This window comes from Antrihabitans auranticaus (genome assembly GCF_016481275.1).
Classification (GTDB): Bacteria; Actinomycetota; Actinomycetes; order Mycobacteriales; family Mycobacteriaceae; genus Antrihabitans.
This window is the reverse complement of record NZ_JAEMNW010000012.1, coordinates 24,443-48,492: the sequence shown is the minus strand read 5'-3', so window position 1 is coordinate 48,492 and position 24,050 is coordinate 24,443. Positions and strand designations below refer to the sequence as shown.

The window sequence follows — 24,050 nt, the reverse complement described above, 5'->3', positions numbered from 1 at the left end:
CGAGCAAGATCGGCACCGCGAATGAGCCACGGGCACGGTCATGGCCACGACGAGCCCATCGCAATCAGCGACACCGCGAAGAAGGTCGTCATCGGCTTGCTCGTCGCCATCGGCATCGTCACGCTCGCCGGCTTGATCGCGCTCTGGCCGAGCACACGCAGCGTCGACATCCCATTACCCATGCAGACCGCCGCGGGCGGCGCATACGAGACCGAGTCGGGCACCGTCCTCGCGCAAGAGTTGACGACGTGCGGAAGTGCCTCGGCCGGCCGGGTGTTCACCGGTAATCCGGAAAAGGCGCCGCCCTCGCCCTACCAGCAGTATCAGTGCCTGCAGACAGTCGTCAGCATCGACTCCGGCCCCAATTCGGGCGCCCGGACCCTGCTCGAAATCCAGGGCGATCCCAACCAGGCCGAGTTCGTTCTCGGACCGGGACAGCCTGACCTCGACGTCGGGGATCACATCCGTCTCGTGCGCGGCACAAACGAGACGGGCACCACCTACGGATTCAACGATTTCGCACGCGGTTTTCCGCTGACCATCGTGGCGCTGGCCTTCGTCATCGTGATCGTCGCCGTCGCGCGCTGGCGAGGTCTGCGCGCGGTCCTGGGCCTCGCTTTTGCGTTCGCCGTGCTCGTCGGCTTCCTGCTACCTGCGCTGCTCGACGGCAAGCCCGCGATTCCGGTCGCGATGGTGGCCGGGTCACTGATTCTCTATGCCGTGCTCTACCTCGCGCACGGCCTGAACCTGCGGACCAGTTCGGCGCTGCTCGGCACGCTTGCGTCGATGATCGTTGCCGCAGTGCTGTCCTACGTCGCGATCGCCCTTACCCACGTCACCGGGCTGTCCGAAGAGCAGAACGCCAATGTGCAGGTTTTCCTCGGCAATGTGAGCATCACCGGACTGTTGCTCGCCGGCTTCATCATCGGTTCGCTCGGCGTGCTCAACGACGTGACCATTACTCAGGCATCGGCGGCGTTCGAATTGGCGGCCCTCGACGACGACGCCTCACGCAAAGACATCTTCACCTCCGCGATGCGCGTCGGCCGCGACCACATCGCCAGCACCGTCTACACGCTGGTACTCGCGTACGCAGGTGGGGCACTACCGCTACTGCTGCTGTTCAGCGCTGCAGACCGGTCGATCGTCGATGTACTGACCGGTGACGCGGTCGCGATCGAAATCGTGCGGTCATCGGTGGGCGGCATCGCGCTCGCGCTGTCCGTACCGCTCACGACCGGAATTGCAGTCCTTTTGGCTCGGCCACTGGCCGGCACCAAGACGCACGATCACAAATTGCCGAGACGACGCCACGCCAAGTAGGCCAACCCGATCAGGGGAACGGCGGGATATTGATGACCGGCAACTCGGGCGGCGGTGGGAGCACCGGCGGCGGAGGCAGCTCCGGCATCGGGGGTGGCGGCGGCAACTGCGGTAGTTCAGGCAGCGGCGGTGGCGGTGGGGGTGGCGGCGGAATGAGCTCCGGCGGGATCGTCGGCAGATAGATCGGCGGCAGGCCCGGGATGCCGATGGTCGGCGGAGCCGGAGTCGTGGACAACGACGACGACGTCTGGTCGGTCGTCCGCTGAAGTTCTTCCGTGGTCTCCGGCGGCTTGGTCGTTGTCGTGGGCATTGCGACAGACGTCGGAACGGGAGCTACCGCGATAGACGGCTCGCCGATCGTCGTGCGCGGCGGAACCTGCGGCAGCGTAGTGGTCGGGCCACCGTTGCCGTCCGCGGCACCGTCGAGCATCTGACCGCCGTATCCGAGTGCAAGGCCGATGGCCGCGATCACCGCGAGCGAACTGACTGCGAGACCCGCACCGCTGATTTCGCGGCGGTGATTCATCTTGAGCGGCGCGATCGGCGACCACGTTGCGACTCGGGGGGCGTCCTGTCGCACTGCGGTGGCAGCCGGGCGCGCGAGCATTGCCGCGCCGCGAGCCGCGATCGACTCGGGATTGTCGGGCAGTATCACCGGCAAACTCGTCCAGCGCTTGAGCACGTTGCTGACGAGCGGAATCCGGCTACCGCCGCCGACCCCGACGATTGCTTCCACATGCTGATCCGACCGCATGATCACGTCACGGGTCAGGCGCGCGGACGCTTCGATCGCGAGCGTGATCAACGCGTCGAAACTGTCTCGAGAAAGCAGAATCAGTCCGGAATCGGACGGGGTGGCGACAGCCGAGTTAGCCGATAGCCGTTCTTTTGCGTCTTTACAGAGCAAATCGAGCACCGCGAATTCGACAGGGCTCTGCGGTGCACCGACTCGGCCCGCCGCGATCTGCTGCTCCCGAACTAAGGAATCGAAGTAATCGCCGCTGATTTCCGACGTGCGCTCGGCGTAGACAACCTCGCGGCGGTCGATGTCCACGACGCTGATCGACAGTCCAGAACTACCGAGGTCGTACACGGCGACGGTCGAAAGTCCTGCGATCTCACCGGTCGCCTCGAGGTGTTCGACGATCGCGGTGATCTCTGGAACGAGCTGATAGTTGTCGAGGTTTTGGCGCGCCATCGCGGCCCGCACGGCCTTGGCCTGCGGCGCACTGCGGTAGGCAACGCTGGTCGCCGAGATCTCCTCGCTCGATTCCATCGCCACGCCGATAGATTCGGCAGCGAGTTCCTCGGCGCGACTGCGCGTAACGTCCACCGACTGGATGTCGAACGACTGCCCGGTGCCACCGTTTTCGGGGACAGCAACGGAGGGGCGCGCGATACGAATCGCACTCGCCCCCACCGATACCCCGAGAACCGAAGTCATGGACAGCCCTTTTTCATTCGTCGTGCGCTAGATGCACACAAGCCCCCGTTGCTTGTGGTCTGCAGTGATTCTACCGGTACGTAACGACGAGTTGCCCAGTGAATTCTGCCAGTCCTGACGACTGCTGGGCAGAGCATAGACGGACTATCCGAATAGACCAAGAGCCTGCCACTGCGCTGCAGGTCGCTCAGTATGCTCCGTCGCTGTTCGCGACCGCACTGAGGGTCTTCTTGATGATCAGCAGATCCTGCACCATCGACCAATTCTCGACGTAGGAGAGGTCGAGCCGGACCGACTCGTCCCAGGACAGATCCGAACGTCCACTGACCTGCCAGAGGCCGGTCACGCCCGGCTTGACCAGCAGACGGCGGCGTACCTTGCCGTCGTAGGCCTCTACTTCGCGACGCAACGGCGGCCGCGGTCCGACGACGCTCATCTCGCCGCGCAGCACGTTGAAGAACTGCGGAAGCTCGTCGATGCTGAAACGTCGCAGGACCTTTCCGACCGCCGTCACTCGCGGATCGTCTTTCATCTTGAAGAGCAACCCGGCGCCTTCGTTCATTTCCATCAGCGCAGTGAGGTGCTTGTCGGCATCCACGAACATGCTGCGGAACTTGATCATCTGGAACGGCTTACCGTCGATACCCATGCGCTCGGACTTGTAGAACACCGGTCCGTGGCTGGTGAGTTTGACCGCGATCGCAACCGCGATGAGGACCGGCGCAACCGCGAGGACCGCAAAGAAAGCGAAGCAGAAGTCGAACAACGTCTTACTGAACGACTTGGCGCGGTCGTACTGCGGCTTCTCGACGTGCACGAGCGGCATCTCGGCAACAGGCCGAACCTCGATCCGCTGACCTGCGACGTCGACGACACCGGGGTTCACGACCAGGTCGATGCCCAATGGCTCGAGCTCCCACAGGAGTTCCCGAAGCCGCTGGGCGCCGAGGCGTTCGGTTGCGGCTACCGCGACCGTGTCGGCACCGGTCATGCGAGCTGCGTCGGCAACCGAGGTCGCATCGTCGATAACGGGGATCTCGAGGCCTTCCACATGAAAGGTCGGCGCATCGCCCTGCCGGCGCGACGGCGTGCATACACCGACGACGCGGAAACCCGACGACTTGTCGCGTGCGAACGCTGTCGTCATCGCCCGCGCGGCGTCGCGACCGCCGACGACCAGCACCGACGTCATGTAGTCGCCGTTGGCACGACGAACGAGAACGTTGCGGCGCCACGCGCGGCGGCTCAGCATCAGACCGAGCAAGCCGAGCGGCAGTGCGATCGCGAGATATCCGCGAGCAAACTCGACTCGGAACAGCAGCGAAACGATGGCAATGAGGCCGAAGAGACGAAGGGTCGCCGACGTGATGCGCCGGTACTCCTCGGGCCCCACGCCGATCACTCGCGGCGAACGGGTGCTGAACAGGGACAAGCAGCCGATCCAGATCGCGGCGATGGCAAGCGAGACCGCCGTGTAGCCGACCTCCGTGTTGCCGAACCAGCTCAGCGAGCCTTCATCGACGCCGCCGAAGCGCACGACCTGCGCCACAGCAACCGACGCGCAAACTATCAGCGTGTCTGCGACTTGGAGGCGGCGGCCGTATTCGGCCTGCCACCGTTCACGCTCGGAGTGCCAATGAGTTTCCGAAAACTTTGGGACGTCGACAGATGCACCGCCGCGGTCTCGAAAGCTCATAAAAATGCACCAACCCTCAGGAGAGCAACTGTGAATGTTTGCCGTCCCCCCGAAGGACGTCAGACTCGAATACTAGGGGGTAACTCACACTTTGGGTAGGTGGAGGGCCACGATTACATACTTCTGGTTTGTTTATCGAACATTTTGGTCGTTTGGAGCCCGCAAACAGGAGAACTACTCGTACGTCCAGTTCTCGAAGTTAAGATATGCCTTCGAGGGGGTCGGACCGCGTTGACCTTGGTACTTCGACCCGACGACAGCGCTCCCGTACGGATTCTCCGCCGGGCTGGTCAACCTGATCAGGCACAACTGGCCGATCTTCATGCCGGGCCACAAAGTTATCGGAAGATTAGCCACGTTGGACAGTTCGAGCGTGATGTGCCCGCTGAAACCCGGATCGATGAAGCCCGCCGTGGAGTGCGTCAGCAAACCCAGGCGACCGAGACTCGACTTACCCTCGAGCCGTCCGGCGAGATCGTCGGGGAAGGTGCACAGCTCGAGCGTCGACCCCAGCACGAACTCGCCAGGATGAAGCACGAACGGCTCACCCTTGCCAGGTTCGACCAAAGTCGTCAGCTCGTCCTGCTGCTGCGCCGGGTCGATGTGCGTGTAACGCGTGTTGTTGAAAACACGGAACATCCGGTCCAGCCGGACGTCCACACTCGACGGCTGGACAAGGTCCGCCCGGAACGGCTCGATGCCTAGGCGACCAGCGGAAATCTCGGCGCGAATATCGCGATCGGAGAGCAGCACAGTGCTGAGGCTAGCCGGTGCCCGTACGGGTCCCGCGTCCGGCAGCAACCGCTGCTAAAGTGGGGCCTCGCGAGGCTGATCGCCGCGCACGCCGATGTAGTTCAATGGCAGAACGCAAGCTTCCCAAGCTTGACACGCGGGTTCGATTCCCGTCATCGGCTCAACGGGGTATTTCCCTCGTGTGGGGGTTCGAGCGGCAATCCTTCGTCGACTGCCCACGACACGAGCGCGGTGACCTCGCCGATCCGGCCGGCCGACACTTTCGCACGCGTGTTCGTCGGGTACGCCTCGCGGATCACCGACCGCACGAACGGCCCGATCAGTGACCATTTCTCAGTCGCGATTTGCGGCGTTTACCGGGCGAGCAACTCTTCTGCGGTGCGCGCCACCATCACGACCCTCCTCCGGCGAGCCAGCGCCAACCGGGTCAGCCGATCTCCGCCGCGGGGAGGTATGTGGAAAGGTCCGAAAAGGCTTTGCCGCTGACGATTGCCGCCGCTGCGAACACTTCCCCTAGTGCGAGGTCGGTCAGCACAGAGGTCAGCCACGTCGACCGCAGTCGCGCGACGGTCAGCCGGGGGACATCCCGGGGCGTGTCGAAGGATCCCACCAGGGCGGCGGCCTGATCAGGCCCCCGTCGCCGCGAGACCACCAGCGGGTCGTCCCCGGACGCAGTACACACGCGTCGCACCGGCCGCACACAATCGTGACGGACCGGTACGACGCGCCCCCACGGGTATACGCAGACACCGGTCAGCCAAGCTGATAGGAGCGACGCAGGCCTGGCGCGGACAGGCGACACGAGAAGTATCGTCATGAGTGCAGAACTCCTCATGCAGAACGCCATGACGGTTAATCGCTGGCAGCTGATCAGAATGACACCGATTGCCGTAAGTGTCTTTCACCATGTGCGAGGCAATTGCCGGATTAGATCACCACCCTTAGGCATCGGCTATCGAGTCGATCGTCGCCTGCGCGACAATCCTGCTGCCGCACCCGATGGGCACGGTTCGATTGTGGTGACCGATTATTGATCATCCTAAATCCGCGGCCCGACAGACGGAACCTCGAGAATGCGAAATCCGGTGTGTTAGCACTGGTGCTGCGTTTACCCGAACGGGGTTTCCTGAGCCGACGCAGCCACGCTGCCAGTCGTTGCGGCCGGCGCACAAAGGAGTTCACGCGCGACTACACGCAGCAGCAGTGCTGCGGGCAAACGGGATCGGCCGAAATATCGCCCAGATCCCGAGAGGAGTTCACGAAGACCCGCTGAAATCCGATCCGCAACCCGCGGCGCGTGTGAGATCTGTGAGCTGGACCTGCTTCGTCGCTGGGCTGTCGACGCTTTCGCACTGTCGCGTTAATCTGAAAGGGTCCACGCGCTACTCGACCTGCCCGGCGACGGTGCGTGCATCAAGTCCCGTGCCGTCCGCGGTTAAGTCGGCACGTGCGACGACCGATAGAGGTGGCGCCGTCCCCTGCTCGAGTGGTCGACATCGGCATCGCAAGATAAAACGATTGCGGCACTCTGTACCCCGGTGTCTAGGTCATGCGCCGGTGCAGGTCGTCGAAGAATTTCGTCAGCATGTCTTGCGCGTCCGGCGCCGTGAGTTCTGCACCGCCGAATCGATAGACCTCGTACCCGTCGAGTCGGAGCCGGCGATCTTCGGCGACCATTCGAGCGTAGAGGGCCGGATCGGCGCGACCGTTGCCGTCGGAGTAGTGCTGCTTGCCGTCGAGTTCGATGACAACCCTTTGCCGGTCGCTGAAGAGGAGCAGGAAGTCCATGCGCTGACGTGCAAGCGGCTTGTTCTTGTCACCACGGTGCCGACTCGTGTACGGGTCGTAGTGAAGGTAGACCTGCGGGATCAGGGCGGGAATTCCGAAGCCGTGCGCCCTGTAACGGCGGCAGTAGACGTCGAAGATCAGCTTTTCGGCGTCGTTGTCGCCCAGGCTCTCGACGAGCCGTTGATGGAGACCCAGCCCGACCGTACGGTCGTCGAGGTCGTCGCCCATGCGCTCGCGCCGCCGCCACCAGTCGACCATGTGCGCGAACGTGAGTCCGTCTGCCGGGACGGGGTCGTCGAAGACGAGGCAGAACTCCGCGTTCTTGGTGATCTCGATGTCGTTGTTGACAGCGTCGCGGAGGACGAGTTCCGGTTTGGGACCGTTCGCGGCGAAGATCAAGTTCTTCGGGGCCGCTGCGACCCCGCCGCGCTTGTCGAACTCGGCGATGAGCTGCGGCAACTCGCTGGTTGCCGGTGCGTCGCATTCGGCGACGACGCGCCTCGCCAGTCCGATGAGCTGCGGCAGGGTCCAGTCCTCGGTGTAAGCCGAAATCAGGTCGCGTTTCGTGTAACGAGGATCCGAGGGGGAATCGTCCTGTGTCCATGGCATTTTCAGCTCGTCGGCGAGAACGACCTCGAGATCGATACGCGTGTAAGACATCAGCGCAGCCTCGATCGCGGCGCGAATGGTTCGCACCGACACCACGGTCCTTTGGGGAGCGGCGGGCTCCAGCGAGTCGACGAACGACGACAGCCAATCGGTCACAAGATGATTGTCCCTTCTGTCATCGACTGTCGGTGCGGTAGCGGTCGACCACGGACTGCGGGTCGGTACTGTCGCCGCCGGGACGGACTTCCGGGCTGCCGCCCTGGTTGACCAGCACGATCCGACCCGGATAGGTGTGCCGCGCGATGACGGCGTCGCGCTCGTCGAATATCCCGGTGAACAACAACACGCGGCCGTCGACGAGTTCGCTCTTTTCGACCGCGGTGGGCCACCGGTGCACGAAAGAGTCGATATCGAACGGCATGTCTGCCGGAGGCAAATCGGGTCCATGCATATTCACGATTGTCCTCGCACCGAATCAGCCCGACGAAGAGAGTTCCGAACCGTCGGGGCGAGCTGGCCGGGCTCGGTTCTGCGAACGGGTGCTGGACTGACGCGGGCCACCGAACTCACTGTCGGACCGCACCGGCTCGTGCGAACCGAGCCGGGCGCGGGTCATATCACCGTTGATCCCACGGTGAAGGCTACCGGGAGATTCCGAATTTCTTTGCGGCCCGTTCGGCGATCACCCTGGCGCCATACATTCGCATCTGGGCGAACTGTTCACTGACGGCGAAGGCGCGGGCAACCTGGGCGTTGTCCCAGTTGTCGTATGCGGCGCGGCGAGCGGCTTTGTCGGGAATCAGAAGTTCACCCGACATGAACTTCGCCTGCTTTTCCTGGTGGGTGTCGAACTGCCGCTTGTGGTCCTCGCCGAGGATGACGTTGTCGAAGGAGTGCTCGAGGAGATGGTGACCGAGTTCGTGGGCAATGTTGCTGCGCCGTCGCACCAGCGAGTGCGCATCGTTTTCGACGATGATTCTCGCCGTATCGAACGGGATTAGAGCAGCCGACCACGACGAGGTGCTTGCTCCGTGGAAGTGGTCCAGGGCGTCGGGTTCCAGATCGTGGTCGCGCAGGTCGGATAGGGTGTATACGGGTATGCCGTGCTCGCGGGCGAGGGCATAGGGGTCGAGCGGCTCATGGTCGTTCAACCCGAGGCCGCTGCGTTCCTCCTGGGCGACCTCACGCATGCGCGATTGTGTCCACGCGGTCCGCCGTCTAATCGGGGCTCTCTTCGCGCTCGGATTTGAATCGGCGGGCGGCTGCTGCGATGACGTCTTCAAGGTAGGAGACATCCTTCTCGGTCAGGTCGCTTCGTGCTCGAAGCAACGGTCCTAGCGACGCCACGAGGTCCGGGTCTCGATCCGATCGATCAGCGTTCTGATAGAACTTCTCGGCCGGCATCCGGAGCCAGGTGGTCATTGCCGCGAATGCGGTCACGTCAGGCCGAAGACCTTGTGCCATCCGAGAGATGGTCGAGGCGCTGACTCCGAGTTCTTTCGCGACTTGTCGCCACGACAGGCCGGCCTGCGCGCGGGCTGCGTCCATCGCCGCGTGTAGCGACTTCACATCGACGGTGGGCCCGCCCGTCAACGTTGCCCCACATTGCGTGCACTGCTCGACATGTCGGTCATGCCTGCTATGCTAGCACTGCTCGATATTTCGAGCAGTGCGTTACATTCGATACAGAACAGGAGCAGCGTTATGACGGCACCCGAGATCGAGACGACGGTCGGTCACGAGCACCACGACCGCACGGTCACGATTGTGGTGAACACGCGACCGCACGAGTGGGCGGAGCGGACGATCTCCTACGAGGAGGTCGTCGAACTCACGTATCCCGGCCATCCGGTCGGCGACGGCGAGGAGGTGACGGTCCGGTTCACTCGCGGTCACCAGGACAAGCGTGAGGGCTCGCTCACCCCGGGCCGCAGTGTCAAGGTCAAGAACAAGATGGTGTTCGATGTCTACCGCACCTCTCGCTCGTGATGGCGACCTCCGCCGTCTCCTCTACGACGGATACGACGTCAGCATCGTGGCCAACCACCTTCTGATACGCCAAATCCCGTACGTGACGGTCGACAGGACCGTCACCTACGGGTTCCTCACCTACCCCGTGACCGTCAGCGGTGAGCGGATCGTCTCCGACACCGACCACCGGATCTGGTTCGGCGGCACGACACCGTGCAACGAGCACGGCGTGCCGCTGAGCCTGGCGAACCCCGAGGCCCGAGTCGTTTCGGACGAACTCGCCGCGCGGTTCATGTTGTCGAGCAAACCCGGCCCTGACGGCTACCCGTCCCAGTACGAAAAGGTCACCGCCTACGTCCGCATTCTGAGCCACCCCGCGATGGCGCTCGACGACAACGTGATCGCCACGCCCGGCGCGGCGTGGCAGGAAGCCGAAGACGACCTGCCCTTCCGTTACCGCGACACCGCCTCTTCGCGCGCAGGGCTCGCCGCGCTCAACCAGGTGTTCCTCGAGCAGCGGATCGTCATCATCGGACTCGGCGGCACCGGCGGCTACATCCTCGACCAGGTCGCCAAGACACCCGTCGAGAGCATCCTGCTCGTCGACGACGACACCTTCGACAACCACAACGCGTTTCGGGCCCCCGGTGCAGCGGCCCTCGACCAGCTGCGTGAACGCCCCGCGAAGGTCGACTACTTCGCCGATCTGTACGGGCGGATGCACACCGGCATCGCAACCGAGCGCACATGTATCACCGCCGAGAACTTGGCCCTCCTCGACGGCGCAACCTTCGTCTTCGTCGCGATGGACGACGCGACGATGAAGCCGACGATTGCCGCTCATCTGTCCCGGCGCGGGATTCCGTTCATCGATGTCGGTATGGGTGTGGAAGAGATCGACGCCAAGCTGTCGGGTTTGCTCCGGATCGTCTTCGCCGCACCCGGCGGCGACACTGCTGCGGCGTTGGCGCGGATCCCGAAACCTGCAGTCGAACGCGACGACTATGACCGCAACATCCAAGTAGCCGACCTGAATGCGTTGAACGCGACGCTCGCCGTCGGCCGGTGGAAACGCTCTCTCGGCTTCTACGCCGACGGCACCGGTGAGACGTTCGCGACCTACTCGATCTACACCAACGACGTCACCAACGAGGCGCCCGACGAGGAGACCGGCGAGTGAAGATCGAACGCCTGAGGCCCGAGTTCGTCGACATGTTCCCGACCGCCCCTGACGCCGGCGTGTTCTACGTGTCCATCGAGTTCGGCACCTGCATGCACCTCTGCGCCTGTGGATGCGGCCAGGAGGTCGTCACCCCGCTCTCCCCGGCACAGTGGTCCATCACCTACGACGGGCACAACATCTCGCTGTGGCCGTCCGTGGGGAATTGGACCCTGCCATGCCGGTCCCACTACGTCCTCGATCGTGGGCGCGTCCACCCTGCTCGACAGTTCTCCCCGATCGAGATCGCCCGCAACCGGACACAGGACCGATTTGCGCTCAAGTACGATGAATGGACCGGTAGCGACGACGGACCGTTAGACATACCCGACGCGTCGCACAAGCCGGAAGGTAAGCAACAGCACAGTACGCGGTGGGACCGACTACGCCGAAGGCTCTGGCGACAGGAATGAGTATCCAGCATTGTGAGGCCCGTTGACTCGCCGACTTACATGCAGTGAACCAGTCGCGGTGTTCCCGCAACCGGTTCGTCCAGATACTCGACGGTTCCGATTGCTACCTCGTCGTACCCTTGCTGCTTCGGGTCGACGACGAGCGATTGCTCCGCATGACACTCGCGCGGGTGACCGGGGTCGACCGAACGATTACCGGTCGAGAACCACCCTGAGAATTGTTACTTGCACGTGCCTCGGCTCGGGCAAACTCGGCCATCATTCGCGATTCGCTCAACATACCCTCCAGATCCACCCAAACCATACCCTTGTAGATATCTCACCACACGACACCGACAAATCTAGAGATCCGGGACACGGGGTCAGCTCTGCACGGCTTTCTCGCTGTCGGCGTGGCTCCCACCTGCGGGAAGGAAGCCGAGTTCAGCGAGCACTTTCCGTGTTTCGCCGATCACCCCCTGCTCGACGTCGATGACGGAATGGATGGCTTCGGCGTCCGCGACGAGCCGGGGTGCAGCCTCAGCCGCATCCCACGACGCGTATTCGCCGGTCAGGTCCTCTCGCCCGCGGTCAGGCATCATGAACACAGATCGATACAGGCGTGGAGCCACACCCCGGAACGGTTCGAACGTCACTACGTCCGATCGATTCGTAGTCGGAGCACTTCCGTCGACGATCTGATGGGGATACATCTCCGGCACCTGAGATTTCGGGTACGGATCGATGTACACCACCCGTTGTATCCCGCTGGCAATGATCAACCGAGCACATTCATGGCACGGATAGGTGGTCGAGTACATCGTTTCACCACCGATCGCAGTCCCCCGACGCGCCGCAGTGCAGATCGCCGCCATCTCGGCATGCGCAACCCGACCGAACTCGAGAATGCCGGTCACACGACTGTCGGTCAACGGTCCGTCGACGACCGCTCGGTGCGCCAGCTTGCTCAACTCCTCGTCCTGACACTTCGCCGACAGCCAGCCCCCTGCCTGCTGCAACTTCGCCAGGATGTCGGTGATCAGAGTGAGTTTCAGCCGTTCGTTGACATCGAAGCCGGACTGAAAGTCTCGATGATCCGGATTGTGGTCCGGCCAGTACTGCCCGCCACCAGGTTTGGGAACCTCGTTGACCCCGGTCACCAAGATCTCACCGTCCTCGTCGGCGACAACTGCGCCGACCTGCCGACCGGCATCCGATGAACGCAGGCTTGCGGCTGCCGCGTGAGCCATGGCGTGCTCGTCGCGAGTAGGTGTGATGAATGGGCTCCCGAACAACAACTCCACGATCCTGCTGATTTGATCTGCGGAATCTTGTCCTGGGATGAGAGCCACGAAAGCGTCAGCCAGTTCGAACGTTTTCCGTACGCTTTGACCGAGCGGCTTGGTGGCGTCTTTCTCGTCGCGCTCGGTCAGCCGCGCGGCATTGTCGGTATAGAACGACGCCGACTCTCCCGGATGATGGCTGCGTAGCGAATCTTGGGTGGCTTTCCGTCGCTCCTCCTCCGGCGCCCAAGCACCGATCAGGATGAACCTCGGTCCGTATACAGCTCGGAGCAGCTGGACTTCCTTCGGATGCTTCAACTGTCGGACGATTGTGGCAAAACCTTCACGCTCGGCGCGAGACTCGCCGCCCGTAAGACCCTCGTTTCGTTCGCCCGCGATCTCGGTGATCGCGAGCGCTGCAGCCGCACCACCGTGCTTGATCTGTTCGCGAAGAAAGTCGCCCTGGTCCATCAATCGATCGACCTTGGTGAGCGATTCCGGTATCTCGGCGGCTCGGCGAGCGGTGGCCTCCGTGATCGCCGCGCTCACTCGAAGACGGCTCGTCCGGTAGCCAACACTCGTGAGCGCGCGCTCGAGCTTGGCCTCCACCTCACCGAGTCGCGTTCCAATCGCCCCGACAAGGCCGATCACGATCTCCGGCCGATCGACATCGATGCCAGAAAGAAGCCGGTCCTTCTCCTTGTCGGACTTCATGCAATATTCCTTCCGGGGATCGACCCGACGACCGGACGGCACCAGCCCGCCAGTTCACGTGTTGAACATTCGTATCATCAATACGGATGAGCATCCGGCGGAACTCTCCACGCTTTTCGGATGCGGGCACAGCTGCGGCCTCGGAGCGCTAGTTGCTCTCCCCACGGGACAGTGCCCGGCCGTCTGGACTGCCTGCTGCCGTGTGTGCTGCGGGTAGCTACGAAGTCGAGCGGTCCCGGCGTTGCCGACAAGCCGGACAGCACCGCCAGTTCGGCGTACGGCCTACCGTCCGTACAACGACCGAGGAGGCATATCACCGAGTGCTGCTGAATCCCGATCCACATCGTTTGAAACGTACCCATTGTGTGCAATACCGTGCCGTTAAGTACGGTATTGCACCTGACAGTGTTTGATCGTGTGCTGGAGGTAGCCGTCGAGAACCACGGTTACCTCACGGTCGTGGACGCTGCCGCTGCCGGGATCGACCCGGTTCGACTCCGCTAACTCGCGAGACATTCTGCGGCGGACGGCACGACGACCTCAGCGAAGTGCGGAGCGGGGTGACGATCGACGATGTCGCCGAACAAGCACCACTCGGCCTCATCGTTCCCGCACAGCTCGGTCGTACTGACCGATGTGTCCTGATCTCGAACGACGACATGAACCGCCTAGTCGAGTTTAAAGGACTCGCGGCCCAGCCGTATCGACCTAACGGTTCTCCGAGCCGCACGGCGTGGGAAGCCGGCGGCGAAACACGCCCATGCCTGAGTCTTCATGCAGGCGAAAATGATCAGGCCGTACGCGTCGCACGACAAGACCGCGCGGTTTGGTTGGGGACGGATTGACCGCCCGCAGTGCAATAAATGCGGCCAACTTTTCCTACCGATTGCCGGGCGCAGTGAGTACTGCGCCAAGTGCTCGATCCTCGGGCGGATCAGCACCTGACCGGGCGACCGCCTCACAGCCGCGTGAAACTGAGCGGCGGTGTGTCGGCACGCGTTGCAGGTCGTCGCCATCCAAACGCGAGCAAGAAGCACCGTCACGACGTAAATGACCGCCTGCCACATGCGTGCCCAGCGAGTCGTTAACACGTGCCTAATCTACGAAGGCCGCACAGGATTCGCACGCCGGACCATTGGTGAACACCTTTCAACAGGACGAGCACCAGACGAGTCCCTCGACCGTCACGGATCCACGTATCATCCTCGCCGGGCTCGTTAGCCGTGCGAACCAAGCCGCTGTACGATCCGAAAAGTGGCCTGGACGGGTGAGCGGGGGCGAACATGAGCGGTATCAAAGTGTTGGTTGCGGGGGCGAGCATCGCGGGACCGGCGTTGGCCCACTGGCTCTTTCGGCGCGGGGCCGAGGTCACCGTGGTCGAGCGGGCGCCCGGTTTGCGGCCCGGTGGGCAGGCGGTCGATGCGCGTGGGATCGCGAAAGAGGTGATCCGGCGGATGGGGCTGGACGCGGAGGTTCGCGCGGCCCGCACCGATACCGCCGGCGCGTACACCGTGGACGTCGACGGGAAAGTGCTCGAGACCTACCGCGCGGACGACGACGGCGGCGACGGTTACATCTCGGAGATCGAAATCCTGCGCGGCACTCTGTCCCAGGTGCTCTACGACGACACCCACGACGACGTCGCGTACATCTTCGGCAACCGGATCGCCGAGCTCACCCAGGACGCCGACGGGGTCGACGTCCTCTTCGCGAGCGGCGACCGGCAGCGCTTCGACATTGTCATCGGGGCGGACGGGTTGCACTCGTCGCTGCGCGAGCAGGTCTTCGGGCCGCGCGAGCGGTACGTCCGCCACCTCGGGCTCGTGCTGGCCTTCTACACAGTGCCCAACGAGTTCGACGTGGACCGTTGGGTGATCGACTACCAGGAGTCTGGTCGCTCCGCCGGTCTGCGGCCCATCGGGGACCCGACCCGTGCGATGGCCATGTTGTCTTTTCCCGCGGCCGACTTCGCCGTCGACTATCGCGATATCGAGGCTCAGAAGAGCCTTTTGCGCGAGCAGATGGCCGACTTCGGCTGGTTGACTCCGCGCATCCTCGCGCATCTCGACGACACCCCGGACTTCTACCTCGACCAGGTCGCCCAGGTGGTGATGGACCGCTGGTCGAGCGGTCGCGTCGGCCTGCTCGGTGACGCGGCGTTCAGCGCATCACCGATGTCGGGTGCCGGCACCGGGCTCGCCTTGGTCGGCGCGTACCTACTTGCCGGCGAGTTGGCCGCCGCCGACTGGGACCCGGAAGCCGGGTTCGCTGCGTACGAGCGGCACATGCGCTCGTTCGTCGAGGCCAACCAGGAGATCGGCCGGTTGCATGTGCACAGCCGTGAAGCCACCGGACCGGACGCCGAACCGAGCGTCGACTTCGAGAGCGAGTGGTTCACCGACCTTATCGGGCGCGCGATCAACGGCGTCGAGCTGCCCGACTACGCAGGTGTGCCCGACTCCCGGGCGCCGATCGCGCGGTGACGGGAGCGCACCGCGCAACCGTTTCAGACTCGGCTTCCCACTCGCTGATTTGCCGGGTTCCAGCCGAGCGCCGGAGCGACATGGGTGGCGAACGACTCCAGCACGTGCATGTTGAAGTCGACACCGAGTGCCACCGGGATGGTCAGCATCAGGGTATCGGCCGACATGACGGCTGCATCGGCGCGCAGCTGCTCGATCAGGACGTCCGGTTCGGCGGCGTACGTCTTGCCGAAGGTCGATCGGTAGCCATCGATGACTCCTACCTGATCGGCATCGGTCGCGCCGAAATACGCCCGATCGAGGTCGTTGATCAGCGGAAAGACGCTGCGGCTCACCGATACTCGCGGCGTGCCCGGATGCCCGGCTTCGTCCCAGGCGGCCCGGAATCGCGCGATCTGTTCGGCTTGCAGGTCCGCGAACGGTATGCCCGCGTCCTCGGTGAGCAGCGTTGAGGACATGAGGTTCACGCCCTGACGGCCGGCCCACTCGGCGCTGTCCCTGGTCGCCGAACCCCACCAGATGCGGCTCTTGAGCCCTGGCGACAGCGGTCGGATCGGTTGCGGACGGTTGCTGCCTGTCACGCGCGGATCGCCGGCGGCGATGCCCTCTCCGTCGATTGCCGCGAGGAACAAGTCGAACTTCTCCCGCGCGATATCTGCGCCTCTCGGGTCTTTGCTGGTGGTGTAGCCGAACGCCTCGTAGCCGCGCGTCACGGTTTCGGGCGATCCTCGGCTCATCCCGAGGGCGATGCGCTGATCGGCGATCAGGTCCAGCGAGGCGGCCTCCTCGGCCAGGTAGAGCGGATTTTCGTAGCGCAAGTCGATCACACCGGTACCGACCTCGATGTGCTTGGTTCGTGCCGCGATCGCAGCCAGCAGTGTCATCGGCGCCGACTGTTGCCGGGCGAAATGGTGGACCCGGAAGTACGCGCCGTTGACGCCGAGTTCGTCTGCGCGGACCGACAGGTCGATGGCTTGGTGCAACGAAGCGTGAGCGTCGGCGACCATCGATCCCCGACCGGCGCCGTAGTTTCCGAACGATAGAAACCCGAATTTCTCCATGCGTAGTTGAACCTTCAATCATCGATCGAAATTCCCGCTACCCTCGACGACGTGGACTGGGACATGCCGCGCACGCCGACGAGCATCCTGGTCGTCCTCGGTGTGGCCGACGAGCGCGGAGTTCCGGCGCAGTTGTGCTTTGGCGGTGCCGGGCTGACCGTCGATCTACTGCGACAGCCCGACGCCGAGGTGACGGCGCGTCAGGAACAAACGGTCATCGCCAATCTGCTCGAAGAGCTCGATTACCCCGACGATCTCGGCCTCCAGGTCGGCAACCGCTATCACTTGACGACGTACGGGATTTTCGGGTTCGCCCTGATCAGTAGCCCGGCCCTGCGCAGCGCCGTCGAAGTCGGATTGCGATATCTGGACCTGACCTTCGCGTTCTCACGCATTCGCACTCGCGAAACAGACGACGAATTTCTGCTCGTGCTGGATGCTTCCGACACCCCCGACCGACTACGGCGGTTCGCGGTCGAGCGCGATGCCGCTGCGATCCGGGTGCTGGAGAAAGAGCTCTTCACAAACTGGGTCCCCACCATGCAAGCGCGGTTCACGTTCCCGGCACCGGACGACACCGCGCCCTACACACAGGCTTTCGGGGTGCGTCCCGAATTCGGCGCCGACGAGAACGTCGTCCTGCTGCCCAAGGACCTCATCGACCGACCTCTGCCACAGGCAAACGAGTACACCGCCGCGTTGACCCAGGCACAATGCCGGGACCTACTGGAGCAGCGTCAGGCTCGCACCGGCACGTCCGGCCAGGTGCGCGACCTCCTGCTGGCCCGCCCCGGCAGTCCACCCAGCTCCGATCAGGTTGCACGCATGCTTGCAATCAGCGCACGGACCCTGCGCAATCGTCTGGCTGCGGAAGGGACGTCGTTCCGGGGACTCCTCGAAGAGGTACGGCAGCGACTGGCGGAGGAAATGCTGATCTCCGGACGGCTGACGGTCGGCGAGACTGCCGAGCGACTCGGCTATGTCGAGATCTCCAGCTTTTCGCAAGCATTCCGGCGTTGGCACGGTATGGGACCGCGCGCATACCGGACCGCAAAGCTCGGTCGCACCGCTCAGGTCTGATCGATCCCGAGGTCGACGTACAAATCGGCGGCGATGCGTTCGAGTTCGGCCCGAACGGCCGCGAAGTCGGTCGGCGGCGGGACTCGAACCTCGATGGTTGCTTCGAACAGCAGGCCACCCGCCATCGGCGCTTCCCGTGTGTTGGTGGTCATCCGCTCGATACTCAGCCCGTGTGCGGAGAGCGCGGCAGACAGTTCGTGGACGATGCCCGGATGGTCGTTCCCGAGGACAGCAACCGTCAGTCGCGTCGCGTCGGGATCGGCGGCATCGGGAGCGTTGCCGACGTAGACGGAGACGTCGAGAAATCCGTCGAGAGTGCGTGTGGCCGAGATGAATTCGTCGATGCGGTCCGCCGGGATTCGCACTACGACGATGCCGGCGAACTTTCCGGCCAGTTCGGCCAGCTGGCTTTCTTCCCAGTTGCCGTCATGGGAGGCGACGACGTCGGCGAGCGCGGAAACCAGTCCGGCGCGATCGTCACCGATGGCCGTGAGAACGAGATGGGGCACGTCGGAATCCTAGCCGTCTCCGGCCGGACATCCATCAGGCTGCGAGCCGCGCCCGGACGTCCGCAGTGATCGCATGCTCGAGCGCCGCGCGATTCGCCCGAACGAACTCGATGTCCCCCTCGAGGAGCGCGACGAAATCGGCGACGGAGGCACCCGTTCGCGTGGCTTCGCTGATCAATTCGCCGACTGATCGAGCGATTCGGTTGCACACATCGTCGACGAACCCGTCGCGGTCAGCGAGTCCGTATGCGTCGAGGAATGTCGCGAGGCGGCGCGCCACGTCGGGCCGTCTCGTCCATCCGCGATGTCGGGCATGGCCGGGCGCGTGCAGGCCGACGACCTGCCATGCGGCGTAGGCAAGGTCCGCGCGACGAGTCGTCGGACCGGCCTGATCCCAGTCGATCAGCGAGTGCACGCGACCGTGCGAGTCGGCGACGAGGTTGGCGAGGCTGACATCGTTGTGCCCGATGATCTCCCCCGCCTGCAGCTCACGACGGCCACCTCGCCACAGTGCTCCGGGTGCGGGCCGAAAGGTCTCGGCCGCATCGTGATAGCGACGCAACAGGTTGGCGATGCGGACCAGGTTCTCGTCGGCACGGCCCCAGCCGGGCCAGCCCGCGTTACCTCCGCACGTCTGACCGTCGATGAAGGTCAGCACCTCGAACCCGTCCCGATCGACACCCAGCACCCGAGGTGCGCCCGCGAAGCCGACCGACTCGAGGTGCTGCAACAAGGCATGAACCGCGGGCGTCCAGGGTCCGGTCTCGCGGCGGACCGTTCCGCCGTGCCGGTAGACCTTGCCGCCCCAGCCGCCTACCAATCGTTGGCATTGCCGGGTGTTCGATCGACGCTGGGTGGTGGCCATCGCGTGTCCTCACTACGAGTCGTGCAACCGTGTAAGTGACGTTATGCAGCGAGAGGACTCACAGGGAGGTTCGAGGCGGCACCATAGTTACTAGAAGTGGCAACGTCGCAACTCACCGCCGGCAGGCTCGGCTACCGTCGACATCGTGATGGTCGATCAGTTCCGCCTTTCCGGTGCCTGGAACTTCCGCGACCTCGGTGGACTCTCGACCGAAGACGAACGAAAGATCAAGCCCGGCGTCATGTTTCGATCGTCGGAACTGTGCAACCTCGACGACGATGGGCGACTCACCCTGCTCGAATTGGGCATCACCGACGTCGTCGACCTGCGCGGTAGCCACGAGATTGCGTACAACGGTGCCGACGCGCTACCCGACGGCGTCACGCTTCACTCGACCCCCATCCACGACCACAGCAACGACCGCTCGGCGCCGCACGAGCAACCCAGGAAACTCACGCCAGCTGTCGCGGAAGCGGCACTCGAGCACGCATACAGCCGATTTCCTGTCCTCGAAGGCGCGCAGACGGCGCTGGCGCACACGATCCGACTGGTCGCCGATTCGGATGGCGGCGTGCTTGTCCACTGCGCTGCAGGCAAGGACCGAGCGGGTTGGATCATGGCAGCGCTGTTGCGTGCGGCCGGAATCAGGGTCGACGACATCCTCGCCGACTACGAGCGCAGCAACGAGGGGATTGCGCCCCTCCGTGCGCTCGTGGTTGCGCGCAACGGCGACCTGACGCAAGTTTCCGACAAGGTGCTCGGTGTCCACGAAGACTTCATCAGCGCCGCGTGGAACGTCGTCGACACCGACTACGGCGGCTTCCCCAATTATCTCGAACTGATCGGCGTCGACGCGGACCTACTGACCCGTCTACGGTCTCGTCTGCTCGACTGATCCGCACGGAACGCCATACGCCGTCACAGCGGCCGCAAGTGCTCGAACGTGATGCCGTGTTCCTCGGTCAGCCGCTGTGCGATCAACGAACGGTGGCACGCCTCGGGGTCGCGTTCGACGCACAACAACGCCGCAACCCCGCTGCTCGGCAACGCGGCCACGACCCGGGCGAGGTCAGCGCAGTCGAGTATCTCGGCGGTATAGCGGCGGGTGTATTCGGCAGCAAGGTGACGACGGGACCGTTTGCCGACCCCCTGGCGATCGTCCTCGGCGTACTGGACATGGCGCAGTTCGGTTGTCGGGGCCAGTTCAGGATGGTGCTCGTAGGCGATCCGGGCTTGGGCGAGCGCCGCCTGCAGCCGCCTCGAATTTGCCCAGGCGTACTCGGGTCCGCGCACGCCTCGCCGCTGGCGAACGTCGAGCAGGAGGCGGACGTCCGCGTGCACCAGTTGCTGCAGGAACGACGCACCATCGAACCCGTAGACGCCGACTGCCATCATTCTGAGCACCACAGATCACCCGCCTCCATGCTATTTACCCGACGGCGGTTGCCTCGAGCTCGACCAGCTGGCCAGGGATTGCCAGCCGCTCGACCCCGAGCATGGTTGTGGTCGGTGCCACCTGGGCAGCGCCCAATCGCGCTGCCAGCACGCCGTAATGCTGGAACAACAGATCCACATCGGTTGTGTAGACGTTGAGTCGGACCAGGTTGGCGAGAGCCATGCCGGCCTTGCCGAGCACGGCCTCAACGTTGTCGATACTCAGCGCTAGTTGAGCCCCCATGTCACCGTCATGCTGGGGTTTTCCGTCGCCGCTCATGGCCGTCTGCCCGGAGCAGTACAGCGTCCGGGTCTGCCCGGAGACGAGCTCGCCCTGATTGAACCCCAGTTCCAGAGACCACGTCACCGGGTTGATGGCCGTTCGTTCCGCTACCACATCAGCTCCATTCGATTCGTCGATGTACCCAGCGACAAGCCTCCCAGCGAATCACGACATCTTGTGTCGTGTATTTCGCTTAGAGTTTTCGTATGCGCGCCGACCGCTTGGTGTCGCTGGTGCTGCTGTTGCGCCAGCGTGGCCGGCTGACTGCGACCGAGTTGGCCGACGAGCTGGAAGTGTCCACCCGAACCGTGTTGCGTGACATCGAAGCGCTGTCGACCGCGGGCGTCCCGGTCTTCGCCGAACGCGGTCGGAGCGGCGGATTCGAACTACTTCCTGGGTTTCGGACCGAGCTCACCGGACTGAACCACGACGAAGCGCTTGCCCTGCTGGTCGCCGGATCGCGCCGCGGCGCCCAGCTGTTCGGGCTCGGCTCGGCGGTTGCGTCGGCAATGCTGAAGGTGGTCGACGCGCTACCCGACGGTCATCGGGATACCGCGGCGACCGCCGCCGAGCGCCTACTGATCGACCCTGAGATCGACCTGCTGTCGCGTCGGCAGATCGCCGACGACGTACCCGCTACGGTCTTGGCCGAGGTCAGGCGCGCGGTGTTCGCCGGAAACAAGTTGCGCATCCACTACGCGGCGAGCGGCCAGGCCCCCATGTGGCGCACGGTGGACCCGATCGGCCTGGTGACGGTGCGCGACCAGGGATATTTGCTGGCGACGAGATCCGGCGCGGATCGCACCTACCGGCTGTCACGGGTCTTGGCCGCCGAGGCTCTGCCCGAACCCGCGCAGCGACCGAACCGGGTCGATCTCGATCGGGCCTGGCTGGAACGAAGTACCAGGTTCCGGACCGGCGGCGACCAGGTCGCGGTGCTGGTTCGGGTCGATCCGTTGCGGCGCGAGGAACTCGTGGGCACTGCACTCGCCGTCCGAACGGAAGAAACCGACCCCGACGGCTGGCTTCGTATGGAAGTGACCTTCCAAGATTCGAGACACGCCGAATGGGCACTGTGGCAACTGGCAACGAGCGCCGAAGCCCTGACGCCGGCATCGCTGCGCACGATCCTGCGTAATCGCGCCGCCACGATCGCGACCCTCTACGCAGACCCGTCCTGATGGTCCGTCCGCGACCGGCGCAGCGGCCGAGTCCGGCGGGTGAGGACGACACCGCCCAGGCACAGCGCGCCGCCGATGAATCCGAAAATCGTCGGGACTTCACCGAGGAAGATCCAGGACAGCAAGATCGCAATCGCCGGGACGACGAGCGATGTGGCGGCCATCTTGCCGGCGTCGGTCCTCGTGAGCGCGTACGCCCACGTGGTGAATGCGATAGCGGTCGGCCCGACGCCCAGGTAGACGACACCGAGAATCGACGACACCGGCGCGTTCGACAACTCGCTCACGGCGGCGCCCGAAAAGGGTAGCACCGCAAGGAATCCCGCCACACACCCGACCCACGTCGCCGTCACTGCGTCGACGGTGCGCAGCGCGACCTTCTGCATCAGCACACCGGCGGCGTACAGCACAGCGGTGATCAATCCGAGGACGATGCCGAGCCAGTCGTTCGCGCCGCCACCGGAACCACCGACCGCGATGGTCACCACACCGACAAACGCGATGAGCATCCCGACGACCAACGGTCGCGGAAAGCCCTCGGCCATGAACACCCCGGCAAATACCGCGACAAGAATCGGCGCGAAGTTGACCAGCAAAGCCGCGGTTCCGGCATCGAGGTGCTGTTCGGCCCAGTTCAGCAAGACGGTGTATCCGGCGAACCAGGCCAGCCCATAGCCGATGACCAGACCGAGCGCGCGACCACGAGGCAGCGGCCGCCGGTAGCGCAGCGCGATCAGCACGAGCACGGCCGATCCGGCGCTCAGCCGAACCAGGGCCATGACCCCCGGCGAGAACACGGCACCGGCCGACCGAATAACCACGAAGGACGACGCCCACAGCAGGACCGTGGTGACAACCGCGAGCACGGGCAGGCTGGGCATGCCGGGCAACTCGTTGCGCCACGTCCGCCCAACGGCTTCTTCCGTGGTCACGGGCACTATCGCGGTAGCTGTCATGCATCCACTGTCGACCACGCAACACATAAGCACAAACGATTTCTACTTATCTTCAATTCAGTATTGCTGTACATTCACACCCATGATCGAGCTGCATCGACTTCGCGTCTTCCGCGCGGTTGTGGCCGACGGCTCCATCAACGGAGCGGCAGCAACCCTCGGCTACACCCCATCCGCGGTCAGCCAGCACCTCACGGCGCTGCAACGCGAAACGGGCCTGAGCCTGATCGAACGGCAGGGGCGCGGCGTCGTTCCGACTGCCGCCGGCCGTGCAGTCGCGCACGAGGCAGGCTGCGTCCTGGAGCGAATGGCCGAGTTCGAATCCTTTGTCGCCGACATTCGCGACGGACACACCGGCCGATTGTCGGTCTGCTACTTCGCGTCAGCCGGGTCGGCCTGGATACCGCCGATCATCGCGACGATCACCAACGAATTTCCCGGACTACGGATCGATCTGCGACTGATCGAGTTGGCAGTCGACGCAACACCCGACCCCGATATCGAGATCTTCGTCGAGGGCAGCCCATTGGCGAGCAGCACGGAGTACGACGTTGCGCCGCTGCTCGAAGAGCCGTACGTGGTCGTACTGCCGAGAGGCCATCGGCTAGCCGACCGTACGGAGATCAGGATCGCAGAGCTCGAAAGCGAACGCTGGGTCGACAACGACGTCGCGCGCGGGCCATGCCGCGATGCCACCCTGAAAGCCTGTGCTGCAGCAGGTTTCACACCGACCTTCCACATCGAAACGCACGACTACTCGACCGGGATCAGGTTCGTCGCGGAGGGGGTCGGCATCACGGTGCTGCCCGTTCTCGGCTGCGGCGAGTTGCCACGATCGGTGGTCGCGGTACCGCTCATCGACCCCACACCGACGCGTCGAATCGCGGTACGCACCCGGGCCACGTTGCGAACGAATCTCGCGGTGCGACGCGTCGTAGATCTGCTTCGCGACCACATCGAGATCGGGCGCCTCGAGGCCGGGCTGGCTCCGATCAGGTAGAGCCGC

General features: G+C 64.1%; 26 protein-coding genes and 1 tRNA gene. 11 read left to right on the top strand and 16 right to left on the bottom strand.

Annotated elements, in window-relative coordinates:
- Positions 1-21 precede the first annotated feature (21 nt).
- On the top strand, positions 22-1,323 hold the full coding sequence (locus tag JGU72_RS28725; protein ID WP_199687716.1) for a YibE/F family protein: 1,302 nt from the start codon (positions 22-24) through the stop codon (positions 1,321-1,323).
- Positions 1,324-1,333: 10 nt separating this feature from the next.
- Here JGU72_RS28725 and JGU72_RS28720 read toward each other — a convergent pair whose 3' ends face one another.
- The 3 genes from JGU72_RS28720 to dcd all read right to left on the bottom strand — a co-directional run bounded on the left by JGU72_RS28720 (position 1,334) and on the right by dcd (position 5,216).
- On the bottom strand, positions 1,334-2,767 hold the full coding sequence (locus JGU72_RS28720; protein ID WP_199687715.1) for an Hsp70 family protein: 1,434 nt from the start codon (positions 2,765-2,767) through the stop codon (positions 1,334-1,336).
- A 187-nt stretch (positions 2,768-2,954) separates the two neighbouring features.
- A complete protein-coding gene (locus JGU72_RS28715) occupies positions 2,955-4,463 on the bottom strand; it encodes a sugar transferase (protein ID WP_199687714.1) in 1,509 nt (502 codons plus the stop codon).
- Between the two features lie 174 nt (positions 4,464-4,637).
- Entirely contained in the window at positions 4,638-5,216 is a 579-nt protein-coding gene (gene dcd / locus JGU72_RS28710; protein WP_199687713.1) for a dCTP deaminase, read from the bottom strand.
- 90 nt (positions 5,217-5,306) lie between these two features.
- Between dcd and JGU72_RS28705 the strand changes: the two genes are divergently transcribed.
- A tRNA-Gly gene (locus JGU72_RS28705) sits at positions 5,307-5,377 on the top strand.
- Here the strand turns inward: JGU72_RS28705 and JGU72_RS28700 are convergent.
- Both JGU72_RS28700 and JGU72_RS28695 read right to left on the bottom strand, forming a co-directional pair.
- Entirely contained in the window at positions 5,369-5,524 is a 156-nt protein-coding gene (locus JGU72_RS28700; RefSeq protein WP_199687712.1) for a hypothetical protein, read from the bottom strand. The genes JGU72_RS28705 and JGU72_RS28700 overlap by 9 nt on opposite strands.
- Before the next feature lie 119 nt (positions 5,525-5,643).
- Positions 5,644-6,033: a hypothetical protein gene (locus JGU72_RS28695; RefSeq protein WP_199687711.1), complete on the bottom strand. Its 390-nt coding sequence runs from the start codon at positions 6,031-6,033 to the stop codon at positions 5,644-5,646.
- Here JGU72_RS28695 and JGU72_RS28690 point away from each other — a divergent pair.
- A complete protein-coding gene (locus JGU72_RS28690) occupies positions 6,032-6,250 on the top strand; it encodes a hypothetical protein (RefSeq protein WP_199687710.1) in 219 nt (72 codons plus the stop codon). The two genes, JGU72_RS28695 and JGU72_RS28690, sit on opposite strands and share 2 nt — an antisense overlap.
- Positions 6,251-6,758: 508 nt before the next feature.
- Here the strand turns inward: JGU72_RS28690 and JGU72_RS28685 are convergent.
- From JGU72_RS28685 to JGU72_RS28670, 4 genes are all read right to left on the bottom strand, one after another.
- Positions 6,759-7,769 (bottom strand): hypothetical protein, encoded by a 1,011-nt coding sequence (locus JGU72_RS28685; RefSeq protein WP_199687709.1) that lies wholly within the window; start codon positions 7,767-7,769, stop codon positions 6,759-6,761.
- Between the two features lie 19 nt (positions 7,770-7,788).
- Positions 7,789-8,064, bottom strand: coding sequence for a hypothetical protein (locus tag JGU72_RS28680; protein ID WP_199687708.1), 276 nt, complete (start codon positions 8,062-8,064; stop codon positions 7,789-7,791).
- A 190-nt stretch (positions 8,065-8,254) separates the two neighbouring features.
- Complete coding sequence (locus tag JGU72_RS28675; protein ID WP_199687707.1) at positions 8,255-8,803, bottom strand: ImmA/IrrE family metallo-endopeptidase; 549 nt, start codon at positions 8,801-8,803, stop codon at positions 8,255-8,257.
- A gap of 28 nt (positions 8,804-8,831) precedes the next feature.
- Positions 8,832-9,206, bottom strand: a complete 375-nt coding sequence (locus JGU72_RS28670; RefSeq protein ID WP_233533180.1) for a helix-turn-helix domain-containing protein — start codon at positions 9,204-9,206, stop codon at positions 8,832-8,834.
- A 111-nt stretch (positions 9,207-9,317) separates the two neighbouring features.
- On the opposite strand from JGU72_RS28670, the gene JGU72_RS28665 reads away from it, so the two are divergent.
- Genes JGU72_RS28665 through JGU72_RS28655 form a run of 3 tightly spaced genes read left to right on the top strand, consistent with a single transcriptional unit; the run spans position 9,318 to position 11,216 of the window.
- Entirely contained in the window at positions 9,318-9,602 is a 285-nt protein-coding gene (locus JGU72_RS28665; protein ID WP_199687706.1) for a multiubiquitin domain-containing protein, read from the top strand.
- Positions 9,577-10,764 (top strand): ThiF family adenylyltransferase, encoded by a 1,188-nt coding sequence (locus tag JGU72_RS28660; RefSeq protein WP_199687705.1) that lies wholly within the window; start codon positions 9,577-9,579, stop codon positions 10,762-10,764. Before JGU72_RS28665 ends, JGU72_RS28660 begins: the two co-directional genes overlap by 26 nt.
- A complete protein-coding gene (locus JGU72_RS28655) occupies positions 10,761-11,216 on the top strand; it encodes a ubiquitination-like system serine protease family protein (RefSeq protein ID WP_199687704.1) in 456 nt (151 codons plus the stop codon). The genes JGU72_RS28660 and JGU72_RS28655 overlap by 4 nt, the downstream gene beginning before the upstream one ends.
- 362 nt (positions 11,217-11,578) lie before the next feature.
- Here JGU72_RS28655 and JGU72_RS28650 read toward each other — a convergent pair whose 3' ends face one another.
- Positions 11,579-13,192, bottom strand: a complete 1,614-nt coding sequence (locus JGU72_RS28650) for an anti-phage dCTP deaminase (protein ID WP_199687703.1) — start codon at positions 13,190-13,192, stop codon at positions 11,579-11,581.
- Positions 13,193-14,475: 1,283 nt separating this feature from the next.
- On the opposite strand from JGU72_RS28650, the gene JGU72_RS28645 reads away from it, so the two are divergent.
- Entirely contained in the window at positions 14,476-15,675 is a 1,200-nt protein-coding gene (locus tag JGU72_RS28645; RefSeq protein ID WP_199687702.1) for an FAD-dependent monooxygenase, read from the top strand.
- 23 nt (positions 15,676-15,698) lie between these two features.
- Here JGU72_RS28645 and JGU72_RS28640 read toward each other — a convergent pair whose 3' ends face one another.
- A complete protein-coding gene (locus tag JGU72_RS28640) occupies positions 15,699-16,736 on the bottom strand; it encodes an LLM class flavin-dependent oxidoreductase (protein WP_199687701.1) in 1,038 nt (345 codons plus the stop codon).
- 51 nt (positions 16,737-16,787) lie between these two features.
- On the opposite strand from JGU72_RS28640, the gene JGU72_RS28635 reads away from it, so the two are divergent.
- On the top strand, positions 16,788-17,816 hold the full coding sequence (locus tag JGU72_RS28635; protein ID WP_307828648.1) for an AraC family transcriptional regulator: 1,029 nt from the start codon (positions 16,788-16,790) through the stop codon (positions 17,814-17,816).
- Here the strand turns inward: JGU72_RS28635 and JGU72_RS28630 are convergent.
- Positions 17,807-18,325, bottom strand: coding sequence for a glycine cleavage system transcriptional repressor (locus JGU72_RS28630; protein WP_199687700.1), 519 nt, complete (start codon positions 18,323-18,325; stop codon positions 17,807-17,809). The genes JGU72_RS28635 and JGU72_RS28630 overlap by 10 nt on opposite strands.
- A gap of 34 nt (positions 18,326-18,359) precedes the next feature.
- Complete coding sequence (locus JGU72_RS28625; RefSeq protein ID WP_199687699.1) at positions 18,360-19,190, bottom strand: phosphotransferase; 831 nt, start codon at positions 19,188-19,190, stop codon at positions 18,360-18,362.
- Between the two features lie 148 nt (positions 19,191-19,338).
- Here JGU72_RS28625 and JGU72_RS28620 point away from each other — a divergent pair, with 148 nt between their 5' ends.
- The gene (locus JGU72_RS28620; protein WP_199687763.1) at positions 19,339-20,085 is read left to right on the top strand and encodes a tyrosine-protein phosphatase; all 747 of its coding nucleotides are present in this window, start codon (positions 19,339-19,341) and stop codon (positions 20,083-20,085) included.
- 23 nt (positions 20,086-20,108) lie between these two features.
- Here JGU72_RS28620 and JGU72_RS28615 read toward each other — a convergent pair whose 3' ends face one another.
- Complete coding sequence (locus JGU72_RS28615) at positions 20,109-20,585, bottom strand: DUF488 domain-containing protein (RefSeq protein ID WP_199687698.1); 477 nt, start codon at positions 20,583-20,585, stop codon at positions 20,109-20,111.
- Between the two features lie 34 nt (positions 20,586-20,619).
- Positions 20,620-21,021: a RidA family protein gene (locus JGU72_RS28610; RefSeq protein ID WP_199687697.1), complete on the bottom strand. Its 402-nt coding sequence runs from the start codon at positions 21,019-21,021 to the stop codon at positions 20,620-20,622.
- A gap of 92 nt (positions 21,022-21,113) precedes the next feature.
- On the opposite strand from JGU72_RS28610, the gene JGU72_RS28605 reads away from it, so the two are divergent.
- Positions 21,114-22,088 (top strand): helix-turn-helix transcriptional regulator, encoded by a 975-nt coding sequence (locus JGU72_RS28605; RefSeq protein WP_199687696.1) that lies wholly within the window; start codon positions 21,114-21,116, stop codon positions 22,086-22,088.
- On the opposite strand, the gene JGU72_RS28600 is transcribed toward JGU72_RS28605, so the two are convergent.
- A complete protein-coding gene (locus JGU72_RS28600; RefSeq protein WP_199687762.1) occupies positions 22,070-22,969 on the bottom strand; it encodes a DMT family transporter in 900 nt (299 codons plus the stop codon). The two genes, JGU72_RS28605 and JGU72_RS28600, sit on opposite strands and share 19 nt — an antisense overlap.
- Positions 22,970-23,126: 157 nt before the next feature.
- Between JGU72_RS28600 and JGU72_RS28595 the strand changes: the two genes are divergently transcribed.
- On the top strand, positions 23,127-24,044 hold the full coding sequence (locus JGU72_RS28595; RefSeq protein WP_199687695.1) for a LysR family transcriptional regulator: 918 nt from the start codon (positions 23,127-23,129) through the stop codon (positions 24,042-24,044).
- Positions 24,045-24,050: the final 6 nt, after the last annotated feature.

What these genes read in the sequence shown, in the direction of transcription:
- JGU72_RS28725 (WP_199687716.1), top strand. Translation starts at nt 22, where the DNA reads ATGAGCCACGGGCACGGTCATGGCCACGACGAGCCCATCGCAATCAGC.
- JGU72_RS28720 (WP_199687715.1), bottom strand. Translation starts at nt 2,767, where the DNA reads ATGACTTCGGTTCTCGGGGTATCGGTGGGGGCGAGTGCGATTCGTATC.
- JGU72_RS28715 (WP_199687714.1), bottom strand. Translation starts at nt 4,463, where the DNA reads ATGAGCTTTCGAGACCGCGGCGGTGCATCTGTCGACGTCCCAAAGTTT.
- JGU72_RS28690 (WP_199687710.1), top strand. Translation starts at nt 6,032, where the DNA reads ATGAGTGCAGAACTCCTCATGCAGAACGCCATGACGGTTAATCGCTGG.
- JGU72_RS28695 (WP_199687711.1), bottom strand. Translation starts at nt 6,033, where the DNA reads ATGACGATACTTCTCGTGTCGCCTGTCCGCGCCAGGCCTGCGTCGCTC.
- JGU72_RS28680 (WP_199687708.1), bottom strand. Translation starts at nt 8,064, where the DNA reads ATGCATGGACCCGATTTGCCTCCGGCAGACATGCCGTTCGATATCGAC.
- JGU72_RS28675 (WP_199687707.1), bottom strand. Translation starts at nt 8,803, where the DNA reads ATGCGTGAGGTCGCCCAGGAGGAACGCAGCGGCCTCGGGTTGAACGAC.
- JGU72_RS28665 (WP_199687706.1), top strand. Translation starts at nt 9,318, where the DNA reads ATGACGGCACCCGAGATCGAGACGACGGTCGGTCACGAGCACCACGAC.
- JGU72_RS28660 (WP_199687705.1), top strand. Translation starts at nt 9,577, where the DNA reads ATGTCTACCGCACCTCTCGCTCGTGATGGCGACCTCCGCCGTCTCCTC.
- JGU72_RS28650 (WP_199687703.1), bottom strand. Translation starts at nt 13,192, where the DNA reads ATGAAGTCCGACAAGGAGAAGGACCGGCTTCTTTCTGGCATCGATGTC.
- JGU72_RS28645 (WP_199687702.1), top strand. Translation starts at nt 14,476, where the DNA reads ATGAGCGGTATCAAAGTGTTGGTTGCGGGGGCGAGCATCGCGGGACCG.
- JGU72_RS28640 (WP_199687701.1), bottom strand. Translation starts at nt 16,736, where the DNA reads ATGGAGAAATTCGGGTTTCTATCGTTCGGAAACTACGGCGCCGGTCGG.
- JGU72_RS28625 (WP_199687699.1), bottom strand. Translation starts at nt 19,190, where the DNA reads ATGGCCACCACCCAGCGTCGATCGAACACCCGGCAATGCCAACGATTG.
- JGU72_RS28620 (WP_199687763.1), top strand. Translation starts at nt 19,339, where the DNA reads ATGGTCGATCAGTTCCGCCTTTCCGGTGCCTGGAACTTCCGCGACCTC.
- JGU72_RS28615 (WP_199687698.1), bottom strand. Translation starts at nt 20,585, where the DNA reads ATGATGGCAGTCGGCGTCTACGGGTTCGATGGTGCGTCGTTCCTGCAG.
- JGU72_RS28605 (WP_199687696.1), top strand. Translation starts at nt 21,114, where the DNA reads ATGCGCGCCGACCGCTTGGTGTCGCTGGTGCTGCTGTTGCGCCAGCGT.
- JGU72_RS28600 (WP_199687762.1), bottom strand. Translation starts at nt 22,969, where the DNA reads ATGCCCAGCCTGCCCGTGCTCGCGGTTGTCACCACGGTCCTGCTGTGG.
- JGU72_RS28595 (WP_199687695.1), top strand. Translation starts at nt 23,127, where the DNA reads ATGATCGAGCTGCATCGACTTCGCGTCTTCCGCGCGGTTGTGGCCGAC.